7 protein-coding genes are annotated in these 12,901 nt (G+C 64.3%); all 7 read right to left on the bottom strand.

Annotated elements, in window-relative coordinates; genetic code table 11:
* Nucleotides 1-29: 29 nt before the first annotated feature.
* Nucleotides 30-2,135 (bottom strand): elongation factor G, encoded by a 2,106-nt coding sequence (gene fusA, locus G8760_RS14045; protein ID WP_166352160.1) that lies wholly within the window; start codon nt 2,133-2,135, stop codon nt 30-32.
* A 43-nt stretch (nt 2,136-2,178) separates the two neighbouring features.
* Nucleotides 2,179-2,649, bottom strand: a complete 471-nt coding sequence (rpsG, locus tag G8760_RS14040) for a 30S ribosomal protein S7 (RefSeq protein ID WP_166352158.1) — start codon at nt 2,647-2,649, stop codon at nt 2,179-2,181.
* Nucleotides 2,649-3,023 carry a 30S ribosomal protein S12 gene (gene rpsL, locus G8760_RS14035; RefSeq protein ID WP_166352156.1) on the bottom strand — a complete coding sequence of 125 codons (375 nt, stop codon included), beginning with the start codon at nt 3,021-3,023 and terminating at the stop codon, nt 2,649-2,651. Before rpsL ends, rpsG begins: the two co-directional genes overlap by 1 nt.
* Nucleotides 3,024-3,444: 421 nt before the next feature.
* Nucleotides 3,445-7,356, bottom strand: coding sequence for a DNA-directed RNA polymerase subunit beta' (locus G8760_RS14030; RefSeq protein WP_166352154.1), 3,912 nt, complete (start codon nt 7,354-7,356; stop codon nt 3,445-3,447).
* 98 nt (nt 7,357-7,454) lie between these two features.
* A complete protein-coding gene (rpoB, locus tag G8760_RS14025; protein WP_246222549.1) occupies nt 7,455-10,922 on the bottom strand; it encodes a DNA-directed RNA polymerase subunit beta in 3,468 nt (1,155 codons plus the stop codon).
* A 499-nt stretch (nt 10,923-11,421) separates the two neighbouring features.
* Nucleotides 11,422-11,814, bottom strand: a complete 393-nt coding sequence (gene rplL / locus G8760_RS14020; protein ID WP_166352152.1) for a 50S ribosomal protein L7/L12 — start codon at nt 11,812-11,814, stop codon at nt 11,422-11,424.
* A 70-nt stretch (nt 11,815-11,884) separates the two neighbouring features.
* Nucleotides 11,885-12,433, bottom strand: a complete 549-nt coding sequence (gene rplJ, locus G8760_RS14015; protein WP_166352150.1) for a 50S ribosomal protein L10 — start codon at nt 12,431-12,433, stop codon at nt 11,885-11,887.
* Nucleotides 12,434-12,901: the final 468 nt, after the last annotated feature.

Raw genomic sequence — 12,901 nt, 5'->3', positions numbered from 1 at the left:
GCCCGCGGGCGAGACTACTCGCCCGCCGGTCACTCGCCCCGAGCTTTCTTGATGATCTCCTCGGCCACGTTCTTGGGAACTTCGGCGTACGAGTCGAAATGCATCGAGTAGTTCGCCCGGCCTTGGGTCTTGCTGCGGAGGTCACCGACGTAGCCGAACATCTCCGACAGCGGAACCAGCGCCTTGACGATGCGCTGGCCAGCACGCTCCTCCATGGCTTGAACTTGACCACGGCGGGAGTTGAGGTCACCGATGACGTCACCCATGTACTCCTCGGGCGTCGACACCTCGACATCGAACATCGGCTCGAGAAGCGTGGGATCCGCGCGGCGCGCGGCATCCTTGAACGCCATCGAGCCGGCGATCTTGAACGCCAGCTCCGACGAGTCGACGTCGTGGTAAGCACCGTCCTGAAGGGTGACCTTGACGTCCACCAGCGGGTACCCGGCGACGACACCGAACTCCATCGCCTCCTGGCAGCCTTCGTCGACGGCGGGGATGTATTCACGCGGAATCCGGCCACCGGTGACGTTGTTGACGAACTCGTATCCGCCGTCGCCTTCACCACCGGTCGGTTCGATGTCGATGATGACCCGGCCGAACTGGCCCGAACCGCCCGTCTGCTTCTTGTGCGTGTACTCGACCTTCTCGACCTTGCGGCGGATGGTCTCGCGGTAGGCGACCTGCGGCTTGCCGACGTTGGCCTCGACCCGGAACTCACGCTTCATCCGGTCGACGAGGACCTCGAGGTGGAGCTCGCCCATCCCCGAGATGATGGTCTGACCGGTGTCTTCGTCAGTACGGACCTGGAAGGTGGGGTCTTCCTCGGCCAGCCGCTGGATGGCGGTGGACAGCTTGTCCTGGTCACTCTTCGTCTTAGGCTCGATGGCGACCGAGATGACCGGTGCCGGGAACTTCATCGACTCCAGAATGACGGGCTGCCCGGCATCCGAAAGAGTGTCGCCCGTGGTGGTGTTCTTGAGCCCCATTACCGCGACGATCTGACCGGCGCTGGCTTTCTCGATCTCCTCACGCTTGTTCGCGTGCATCCGGTAGATCTTGCCGATGCGCTCCTTGTTCCCCTTGGTGCTGTTGAGCACCTGGGTACCGGAGGTCAGAGTGCCGGAGTAGACCCGGACGAAGGTGAGCTTGCCCAGATGCGGGTCGGCCATGATCTTGAAGGCCAGCGACGACAGCGGGGCGTCTTCGTCCGGCTCACGCGTGACGACCTCGTCCTCTTTGTCGACGCGGTGCCCCTCGACGGCGCCGACGTCCAACGGCGACGGGAGGTAACGCACCACGGCGTCCAGCATCGGCTGCACACCCTTGTTCTTGAACGCCGACCCGCACAGCACGGGGGTGATCGCACTCGCGATGGTCGCCCGCCGGATCGCTGCGATCAGGTCGTCGGTCGACGGCTCCTGACCCTCCAGGTAGAGCTCCATCATCGCGTCGTCGTTCTCCGCGATGGTCTCCAGCAGCTTGTCCCGGTATTCCGCCGCGGCCTCCGCGTGGGTGTCCGGGATGTCGACGGTCTCGTACATCTCGCCCAACGGGGTTTCGGCGGACCAGACCAGTGCCTTCATCTGGATCAGGTCGATGAGGCCCCGGAAGTCGGCTTCAGCGCCGATGGGCAGTTGCAACACGAGCGGCGTTGCGTGCAGCCGGGTGACGATCATGTCGACGCAGCGGTGGAACTCGGCACCTGTGCGATCGAGCTTGTTGATGAAGCAGATCCTCGGCACGCCGTACTTGTTCGCCTGGTGCCAGACGGTTTCCGACTGCGGCTCGACGCCCGCGACCCCGTCGAAGACGGCGACGGCGCCGTCGAGCACTCGCAGCGAGCGCTCGACCTCGACGGTGAAGTCGACGTGTCCGGGGGTGTCGATGATGTTGATGGTGTGGTCGTCCCACTCACACGTGGTCGCGGCGGAGGTGATAGTGATACCACGCTCCTGCTCCTGCTCCATCCAGTCCATCGTGGCCGCACCGTCGTGGACCTCACCGATCTTGTAGTTGATACCGGTGTAGTAGAGGATGCGCTCGGTAGTGGTGGTCTTGCCCGCGTCGATATGCGCCATGATCCCGATGTTGCGGACCTGGGCGAGGTCTACCTTGCGGAGGTCGGTCGCCATTTCTATGTGCGTCTTCCTACGTCGTCAGCGGTGGCCGAGGCGGTTACCAGCGGTAGTGGGCGAAGGCCTTGTTGGACTCGGCCATCTTGTGCGTGTCTTCGCGACGCTTCACGCTGGCCCCGAGGCCGTTGGATGCGTCGAGAATCTCGTTCATCAGCCGCTCGGTCATGGTCTTCTCACGACGCGCGCGCGAGTAGCTGACCAGCCAGCGCAGTGCGAGGGTTGTACTCCGGCCGGAGCGCACCTCGACGGGCACCTGATACGTGGCGCCACCGACGCGGCGGCTGCGCACCTCAAGGGTCGGCTTGACGTTGTCCAGCGCACGCTTCAACGTGACGATGGGGTCGGTGCCGGTCTTTTCCCGGCAGCCTTCCAAGGCGCCATGCACGATGCTCTCGGCCAAGGACTTCTTGCCGTCGACGAGCACCTTGTTCACCAGTTGGGTGACCAACGGCGAACCATAGACGGGGTCGACGACCAGCGGCCGCTTCGGAGCGGGTCCCTTGCGCGGCATCAGCTCTTCTCCTTCTTCGCGCCGTACCGGCTGCGTGCCTGCTTCCGGTTCTTCACACCCTGCGTGTCGAGGGACCCGCGGACGATCTTGTAGCGGACACCCGGAAGATCCTTGACCCGGCCACCACGCACGAGCACCATCGAGTGCTCCTGGAGGTTGTGGCCGACACCGGGAATGTACGCGGTGACCTCGATCTGGCTGGTCAGCTTGACACGAGCGACCTTACGCAGCGCAGAGTTCGGCTTCTTGGGTGTGGTCGTGTAGACGCGGGTGCACACGCCGCGCCGCTGCGGGCTGCCCTTGAGAGCAGGCGTCTTCTTCTTCGCCGCCTTGTCCTGGCGACCTTTACGGACCAGCTGCTGGATCGTGGGCACTACGTCTCCGTCATCCTTGTCGATCGACCGGGCTATTCCCCGGAGGTTTCGGTTGTCTATAGCTCCGGCCGGCTGTCCGGCGGCGCTAAACCGAGCGAACCGTAGGTCTGGACGACCCCCGCGGTCGGGCGTGTCGCCCGGTCTCGGTCTCGCACCGTTCGGCATGGCCGATCGGCATTGGTTGATGGTTCAAACTTGCCCGCTGGAGGCAGACAAGGGCGGCCCGGAAGAACCCAGGCACGAAGAGTGAGACTACCCGCTAGGGCAGCCCCAGGTCAAAGCGATGCGGAAAAACCGCCTCTCCAGCCGCGAGCCTACCACCGCGCGCCGTCGGATCGGTGGTGTACACGCACTCCTCGTGATCATGAACAGCTCACCGAGCACGGGAGCTGTTCATGATCACGAGGGCCGATGACCCTGGTCAGCCGTACGAGCCGAAGTCGTAGTCCTCAAGACGAACGGCCTCGCCCGACCCCTGCCCAAACTGGTAGTCGGAGTAGTCCGCGCCGTAGTCGACCATCGAGTACATGGCCGCCTTGGCTTCCTCGGTCGGCTCCACCCGAATGTTGCGGTATCGCGGCAGACCGGTACCAGCCGGGATGAGCTTACCGAGGATGACGTTCTCCTTCAGACCGATCAGCGGATCGGACTTGGCGTTGATCGCCGCCTCGGTCAGCACCCGGGTGGTCTCCTGGAACGACGCCGCCGACAACCACGAGTCGGTGGCCAACGAGGCCTTGGTGATCCCCATCAGCTGCGGACGGCCCGACGCCGGCTGGCCGGTCTCGGCGACCACCCGGCGGTTCTCCTCCTCGAACCGAGAACGCTCGACGAGTTCGCCCGGCAACAGGTTGGTTTCACCACTCTCCAGGACGGTGATCCGCCGCAGCATCTGCCGCACGATGATCTCGATGTGCTTGTCGTGGATCGACACACCCTGCGACCGGTAGACCTCCTGCACCTGATCGGTGAGGAAGACCTGCACCGCCCGCTGCCCGAGCACCCGCAGAATGTCGTGCGGGTCCGCGGTACCGGAGTGCAGGAGATCGCCGACCTCGATGTGGTCGCCCTCCTGCATCCGCCACTGCGCGATGCCCGGTGCACGGCGGTTGGTCCACTCGAAGACCCGCCGGCTGATCGGGAAACTCTGCTCATCGCTGCCGTCGTCCGGAACGATCACGACTCGGGCGCCCTTACCGTCCTCGTCGATCCGGATCCGGCCCGACACCTCCGCAATAGGCGCCTTACCCTTCGGGGCGCGGGCCTCGAACAGCTCCACCACACGTGGCAAACCGTGCGTGATGTCCTCACCGGCCACACCACCGGTGTGGAACGTCCGCATGGTCAGCTGGGTGCCCGGCTCACCGATCGACTGCGCCGCGATGATGCCGACGGCTTCGCCGACGTCCACCAGTTTGCCGCTGGCCAGCGACCGGCCGTAGCACATCGCACACACGCCGGTCTTGCTCTCGCAGGTGAGGACGCTGCGCACGCGCACGTTCTCGACACCAGCGGCGACCAACCGACTGATCTCCACATCACCCAGGTCTTCACCCGCTGCGGCCGCCACGTTGCCGTCCGCGTCGGTAGCGGCCTCGGCCAGCGAACGCGCGTAGACCGAGGTCTCCACGAGCTCCTCGACCTTGAGATTGCCGTTGGCGTCACGAGAGGCGATCGGCAGGACCAAACCGCGCTCCGTGCCGCAATCGACCTCACGGACGATGACGTCCTGCGAGACGTCCACGAGCCGCCGGGTGAGATACCCGGAGTCAGCGGTACGCAGCGCGGTGTCGGCCAGACCCTTACGGGCACCGTGCGTGGAGATGAAGAACTCCAGCACCGACAGACCCTCACGGAAGCTCGACTTGATCGGCCGCGGGATGGTCTCACCCTTCGGGTTGGCCACCAGGCCACGCATACCAGCCAGCTGCCGGATCTGCATCCAGTTGCCTCGAGCACCAGAGTGCACCATCCGGTGGATCGAGTTGTCCGACGTGAACGCCTGGCGCATGTCCTCGTCGACCCGGTTGGTGGCGTCGGTCCAGATATCGATCAGCTCTTCACGGCGCTCACCGTCGGAGATGACACCTCGGCTGAAGTTCCGCTCGACCTTGGCGGCCTTCTGCTCGAACTCCTCCAGAATCTGCTGCTTGGACGGCGGAGTGACGACGTCGTCGACCGACACGGTGACACCGGACCGAGTGGCCCAGTAGAAGCCGAGGTCCTTCAGCGCGTCCAGGGTGTAGCCCACCTGGACCTTCTGGTAACGCTCGGCCAGATCGTTGACGATCTCACCCAGTTTGCGCTTCTCCACCTCGACGTTGATGAAGGCGTAATCCTCCGGGAGCGCCTCGTTGAACATGGCCCGGCCCAGCGTCGTGGTCAGCGTGAACGGCTGGCCCGGCTCCCAACCCTCCGGCCGCTCCCAGCCCAACGGCGGGACGGTGTTGGTGAAGCGCAGAGTGATCGGCGCCTGCAACGCGAGTTCGCCCTTGTCGAAGGCGTTGACCGCCTCAGCGATCGACGAGAACGCCCGGCCTTCACCGGAAAGCCCTTCCGTCTGGCTGGTCAGCACGTAGATCCCGAGCACCATGTCCTGTGTCGGCATGGTCACCGGCCGGCCGTCGGCCGGCTTCAAGATGTTGTTGCTGGACAGCATCAGCACCCGGGCCTCGGCCTGTGCTTCCGCCGACAGCGGCAGGTGCACGGCCATCTGGTCGCCGTCGAAGTCGGCGTTGAACGCGGTGCAGACCAACGGGTGGATCTGGATAGCCTTGCCCTCGACCAGCTGTGGCTCGAACGCCTGAATACCCAGCCGGTGCAGGGTGGGCGCCCGGTTGAGCAGCACGGGGTGCTCGGCGATGACCTCTTCGAGGACATCCCACACCACTGGGCGGGCCCGCTCCACCATCCGCTTGGCGCTCTTGATGTTCTGCGCGTGCGAGAGGTCGACCAGGCGCTTCATGACGAACGGCTTGAACAGCTCGATCGCCATACCCTTGGGCAAACCGCACTGATGCAACTTCAGCTGCGGACCCACCACGATGACCGACCGGCCAGAGTAATCGACCCGCTTACCCAGCAAGTTCTGCCGGAACCGGCCCTGCTTGCCCTTGAGCATGTCGGAGATCGACTTCAACGGCCGGTTACCCGGACCGGTGACCGGACGGCCGCGGCGACCATTGTCGAACAACGCATCCACGGACTCCTGTAGCATCCGCTTCTCGTTGTTGACGATGATCTCGGGAGCGCCCAGGTCGAGCAGTCGCTTGAGCCGGTTGTTCCGGTTGATCACCCGGCGGTAGAGGTCGTTCAGGTCGCTCGTGGCGAACCGGCCACCGTCGAGCTGCACCATCGGGCGCAGGTCCGGAGGCATGACCGGGACGGCATCGAGCACCATACCCCGAGGGTCGTTCCGCGTGGTGAGGAACGGCGAGACGACCTTCAGCCGCTTGAGCGCGCGGGTCTTCTTCTGCCCCTTGCCGGTGCGGATGACATCACGCAGCCGCTCCGCTTCGGCCTCGAGGTCGAAGTTGTCGAGCCGCTCCTTGATGGCCTGGGCACCCATACCACCCCGGAAATAGTTGCCGAAGCGGTCGCGCATCTCGCGGTAGAGCATCTCGTCGCCCTCAAGATCCTGGACCTTGAGAGTACGGAACCGCTCCCACACCGCGTTCAGCCGGTCGAGCTCGGCGTCGGCGCGTTTGCGGAGCTGGCTCATCTCGCGTTCGGCCGACTCCTTGACCTTACGGCGAACGTCGCCCTTGGCGCCCTCCGCCTGCAACTCGGCAAGATCTGCCTCGAGCTTCTTCGCGCGCGCCTCGATGTCGGCGTCACGGCGCTGCTCGATCTGCTTGCGCTCAACGTCGATCTGCCCCTCGAGCGACGAAAGGTCGCGGTGCCGCGCGTCCTCGTCGACCCAGGTGATCATGTAGGCAGCGAAGTAGATGACCTTCTCGAGGTCCTTCGGCGCAAGGTCCAGCAAATACCCGAGCCGCGACGGCACACCTTTGAAGTACCAGATGTGCGTGACCGGAGCGGCCAGCTCGATGTGGCCCATCCGCTCCCGTCGCACCTTGGCACGGGTGACCTCGACGCCGCACCGCTCACAGATGATGCCCTTGAAGCGCACCCGCTTGTACTTGCCGCAATAACATTCCCAGTCGCGGGTAGGACCGAAGATCTTCTCGCAGAAGAGTCCGTCCTTCTCCGGCTTCAGGGTGCGGTAGTTGATGGTTTCCGGCTTCTTGACCTCGCCGTGCGACCACTCGCGGATGCTGTCCGCGGTCGCGAGGCCAATGCGTAGCTCGTCGAAGAAGTTGACGTCGAGCACGTGATTCCTTCTCTCAGATCAGTCTGTGTTCAGAATGCGAGTACGTCGGGCTCCAGAGGTCTAGTGGTCTGGCGGTGATATCCAGACCACTAGCCACCTCAGACCTCTTCGACGCTGCTCGGCTCTCGCCGCGACAGGTCGATACCGAGCTCTTCAGCGGCGCGGAACACGTCCTCGTCGCTGTCGCGCATTTCGATCTGTGTGCCGTCACTCGAGAGGACCTCGACATTGAGACACAGCGACTGCATCTCCTTGATGAGTACCTTGAACGATTCCGGAATACCCGCTTCCGGGATGTTCTCGCCCTTGACGATCGCCTCGTATACCTTGACCCGGCCGAGGATGTCGTCGGACTTGATGGTCAGCAGCTCACGCAGCGCGTAGGCCGCACCATAGGCCTGGAGCGCCCAGACCTCCATCTCGCCGAACCGCTGCCCGCCGAATTGCGCCTTACCACCCAGCGGTTGCTGCGTGATCATCGAGTACGGCCCGGTCGAGCGGGCGTGAATCTTGTCGTCGACATGGTGGTTGAGCTTGAGCATGTACAGGTACCCGACAGCCACCGGGTCGGGGAACGGCTCGCCGGAGCGGCCATCGATCAGCCGAGCCTTGCCATCGCCGCCAATCAGCCGGTTGCCGTCGCGGTTGGGCAGGGTCGATTCGAGGAGGCCGGCGATCTCGTCTTCGCGGGCGCCGTCGAACACCGGTGTGGCGACCTTGCTGTTTCCTGGAGCCTCCTGGGCCCCGATCTCGTTGAGCCGCCGCTTCCACTCGGCATCGTCACCCTCGACTTGCCAACCGGTCTTGGCTACCCAGCCGAGGTGTGTCTCCATGACCTGACCGAGGTTCATCCGGCTGGGGACACCCAGCGGGTTCAGCACGATGTCCACCGGGGTCCCGTCCTCGAGGAACGGCATGTCTTCAACCGGAAGGATCTTCGAGATAACACCCTTGTTGCCGTGCCGGCCGGCGAGCTTGTCGCCGTCCTGGATCTTGCGCATCTGCGCGATGTAGACCCGCACCAGCTGGTTCACACCCGGCGGGAGTTCATCACCCTCGTCGCGATCGAACAGCCGGACACCGATGACCTTGCCGGACTCACCGTGCGGGACCTTCAGCGAGGTGTCGCGCACCTCGCGGGCCTTCTCGCCGAAGATGGCGCGCAGTAGGCGCTCCTCCGGGGTGAGCTCGGTCTCGCCCTTGGGTGTGACCTTGCCAACGAGGATGTCGCCATTCGTGACCTCGGCGCCGATGCGGATGATGCCCCGCTCGTCGAGATCGGCCAGGACGTCTTCGGAGACGTTCGGGATGTCCCGAGTGATCTCCTCCGGGCCCAGCTTCGTGTCTCGGGCGTCGACCTCGTGCTCCTCGATTTTGATCGAGGTGAGGACGTCCTCCTCAATGAGCCGCTGCGACAGCAGAATGGCGTCCTCGTAGTTCTGCCCCTCCCAGGACATGAACGCCACCAGCAGGTTTTTGCCCAGCGCCATCTCGCCGTTGTCCGTCGACGGACCGTCGGCGATGACGTCACCGGCCTCGATCCGCGCACCTTCGTCGACGATCGGCCGCTGGTTGATGCAGGTGCCCGCGTTAGAGCGGCGGAACTTCGCCATCTGGTACGTCTGGTACGTGCCGTCGTCGGCCATGATCGTGACGTAGTCAGCCGAGACCTCGGAGACCACGCCGGCCTTTTCGGCGACGACGACCTCACCGGCGTCCACCGCGGCACGGTGCTCCATACCGGTGCCCACGAGCGGCGAATCGGCGCGAAGCAACGGCACGGCCTGCCGCTGCATGTTGGAGCCCATCAGCGCACGGTTGGCGTCGTCGTGCTCCAGGAACGGGATCATCGCTGTGGCCACCGAGACCATCTGTCGCGGCGACACGTCCATGTAGTCGACTTCGTCACCGGGCACCAACTCGACCTCGCCGCCCCGCTTACGCACAAGCACGCGGTCAGCGACGAAGTGTCCGTCGTCGGAGAGTGGTTCGTTGGCCTGGGCGATGACGTTGTGGTCCTCGACGTCGGCGCTGAGGTAGTCGACCTCATCGGTGACCACGCCATCCCGGACGCGTCGGTACGGAGTCTCGACGAACCCGAAGGCGTTGATCCGACCGTAGGTGGCCAGCGAGCCGATCAGGCCGATGTTCGGACCTTCCGGCGTCTCGATCGGGCACATCCGGCCGTAGTGCGACGGGTGGACGTCACGGACCTCCATGCCGGCGCGCTCACGGGACAGACCACCCGGACCCAGCGAGTTCAGCCGACGCTTGTGCGTGAGGCCCGCCAAGGGGTTGGTCTGGTCCATGAACTGCGACAGCTGCGAGGTTCCGAAGAACTCCTTGATCGCGGCGACGACCGGACGGATGTTGATCAGAGTCTGAGGTGTGATCGCCTCGACGTCTTGCGTCGTCATCCGCTCGCGGACGACCCGCTCCATCCGGGACAGACCGGTACGCACCTGGTTCTGGATGAGCTCACCCACCGTACGGATACGGCGGTTTCCGAAGTGGTCGATCTCGTCCGTCTCGACCCGGACCGGACCCTCGACTCCGTCCATCGTCTCTTCGCCGGCATGCAGCCGGACGAGGTAACGCAGGGTGGCGATGACGTCGTCCACCGTAATGGTGTTCTGATCGAGGGCGAGGTCGACGCCGAGCTTCTTGTTGAGCTTGTACCGACCGACCTTGGCGAGGTCGTAACGCTTCGGATTGAAGTAGGCGTTCTCCAGCAGCTGCTGAGCGGCCTCCCGCGTGGGCGGCTCACCCGGGCGCATCTTCCGGTAGATGTCGAGCAGCGCTTCGTCTTGTGTGGTGGTGTGGTCCTTCTCCAGGGTGGAGCGCATCGACTCGTAGTCGCCGAACTCTTCGAGAATCTGCTCGTTGGTCCAGCCAAGCGCCTTGAGCATCACCGTCACGTTCTGCTTGCGCTTGCGGTCGAGACGGACACCCACGGTGTCGCGCTTGTCGATCTCGAATTCCAGCCACGCCCCGCGGGATGGAATGATCTTAGACGTGTAGATGTCGCGGTCAGACGTCTTGTCCAGAGCGCGCTCGAAATACACACCGGGCGACCGGACGAGCTGAGAGACGACAACCCGCTCGGTCCCGTTGATGATGAAGGTCCCCTTCGGGGTCATCAGCGGGAAGTCGCCCATGAAAACGGTCTGCGACTTGATCTCGCCGGTCTCGTTGTTGATGAACTCGGCGGTGACGAACAACGGCGCGGAGTACGTGAAGTCACGCATCTTGCACTCGTCGATGGTGTTCTTCGGGTCCTCGAACCTCGGGTTGGAGAACGACAGCGACATCGTGCCGGAGAAGTCCTCGATGGGACTGATCTCGTCTAGGATCTCCTGGAGACCCGACGTGGAACTGATGTCTTGCCGCCCTGCGGCCTGGGCCTCGGCGACGCGGGCTTGCCACCGCGAGTTTCCGAGCAGCCAGTCAAAACTGTCGATCTGCAGCGCGAGGAGGTTAGGTACTTCGAGAGGCTCTCTGAGCTTGGCAAAAGAGATTCGGCGGGAACCGTTGGTGAACTGTGGGGTGCTAGGCGTGGCGGCCAACAGGGGTCCTTCCGAGGGCACACGGTCGGATGAAGTCGAGTCGATCTTTGGCGCGCGGACCTCTAACCCGTTGAGGCAGCAGGGCAGCGGACAGCGCAAAGTGGCAGTCTAGCCTACAAGGCCTACTGCTGTCGAGTGGCGACCCATCGCTGGTTCAGGACGCTTCCCATCGTGCCTAGGTTTCTAGAAGGATCTCCCGGACGTATCGCTCACGTCAAGCGCCGGTCGGACCGCCGTGTCGCGCCAAGACCTCCGGGTGGTTCAGCTTCCAGCGGGTTGCCTCGCTGGTCACACCATCGATTCCGATCCTTCCCACCACCGCTGTCGGCCAACCGGACAACTCACCGACCTGCACAGGAATCACAATCCGAATGGCCGGCCAAGACCGGCGACCCGGCTCGCCTAGATCCGCTAGGCGCAGTGACCCGTCTGGTCGGAAGAGGTGGAAAGGAACGGGGGCTCGGTGGACTATGTCACACCGAGCCCCCGGGTTGAGCTACTACTTGACGGACACCGTGGCGCCGGCGCCCTCAAGGGCCTCCTTGGCCTTCTCCGCGGCTTCCTTGTCGACCTTCTCCAGCAGCGGCTTCGGCGCGCCTTCGACGAGATCCTTGGCCTCCTTCAAGCCCAGCGACGTCAAGCCGCGGACCTCCTTGATGACCTGGATCTTCTTGTCGCCCGCGGACTCCAGGATGACGTCGAACTCATCCTGCTCGGCAGCGGCGTCGGCGTCGCCGCCCGCGGCTGGCGCACCGCCAGCGGCAGCGACGGCCACCGGAGCGGCAGCGGTGACCTCGAAGGTCTCCTCGAACTTCTTCACGAACTCCGAGAGCTCGATGAGGGACATCTCCTTGAAGGCGTCCAGGAGCTCGTCGGTGCTGAGCTTCGCCATGGTGGCGGTTCCTTTCTGATCTGCGGCTGGTGCCGGGGTGGGGTGGGCTTGGGGTGAATCAACCCCGGGGTCAGCCCTCGTTTTCGGACGAAGAGACGGCGGCGCCTTCCTCGACCTTCTGACGGAGCGCGTCGATCACACGAGCCGTCTGGGACAGCGGTGCGGCGAACAGCGACACCGCGTTCTGCATCGATGCCTTCATCGCGCCGGCCAACTTGGCCAGCAGAACCTCGCGCGACTCGAGATCGGCGAGCTTCGTGAACTCCTCGGCAGTGAAGGGTTGCCCATCGAACAAGCCACCCTTGACCGTGAGGACCGGATGATTCTTGGCGAAGTCACGCAGGCCCTTGGCCACCTCGACCGCGTCGCCCCTGACGAAGGCGATGGCCGAGGGACCCACCAGGTGCTCCTCGATGCCCTCGACTCCGGCATCTTTGGCCGCGAGCTTGGTCAGCGTGTTCTTCACCACGGCGTACGACGCGTTCCCGCTGAGCGAGCGGCGCAGCTCCGTCATCTCCTTGACGGAGAGCCCGCGGTACTCGGTCAGCACGACGGCAGAGGAGCTACGGAACTCCTCAGCCAGCTCGGCGACCGTGGCTGCCTTGTCAGGCCTCGCCATGGGACTCCTTATGACGTACGGATGGGGGTGTTGACACCGGAGGATCCGTCGGCTGCACGCGCCCACAAAAAACGCCCCGGCGCAGGGCACGGGGCATCAAAGCGGCTTGAACACAGCTCATCAACGTACGTACCTGCGTGGGCCGCCCGCATGAATGCGAGGCCTTCGTCACGCCGTGAGGCGTGAGACCGACGGTCTTCGGCTCAGATGATGATACGCGGTCGCCACGCCGATCACCAAACCGGCGCCGCCTCCCCACCCCGCGTGCACCTGATCTCCGTTTTGTCACCTGATCTTTTTCTGTGGGGCGATCAGGTGTGCCAACGGCGGACGACGGCGCGTGTCCTGTTTCGGGACATCGCTGACAGTTGATGTCTCGGGACATCGCTGACACCTGAATTGTTGTGGACTGTGTGTTCATGACGGGGAGAGTGGCAGCGATGGATATCAGGATGGCCGCGGCGTTGG

The sequence above is a fragment of the Phytoactinopolyspora limicola genome (assembly GCF_011320225.1).
Classification (GTDB): domain Bacteria; phylum Actinomycetota; class Actinomycetes; order Jiangellales; family Jiangellaceae; genus Phytoactinopolyspora; species Phytoactinopolyspora limicola.
The sequence above is the reverse complement of the archived record's forward strand: the minus strand, read 5'-3'. Positions and strand labels throughout refer to the sequence as shown.

Excerpts from the sequence above, each read along its gene's own strand:
- fusA (WP_166352160.1), bottom strand. The coding sequence starts at position 2,135 with ATGGCGACCGACCTCCGCAAGGTAGACCTCGCCCAGGTCCGCAACATC.
- rpsG (WP_166352158.1), bottom strand. The coding sequence starts at position 2,649 with ATGCCGCGCAAGGGACCCGCTCCGAAGCGGCCGCTGGTCGTCGACCCC.
- rplL (WP_166352152.1), bottom strand. The coding sequence starts at position 11,814 with ATGGCGAAGCTCAGCACCGACGAGCTCCTGGACGCCTTCAAGGAGATG.
- rplJ (WP_166352150.1), bottom strand. The coding sequence starts at position 12,433 with ATGGCGAGGCCTGACAAGGCAGCCACGGTCGCCGAGCTGGCTGAGGAG.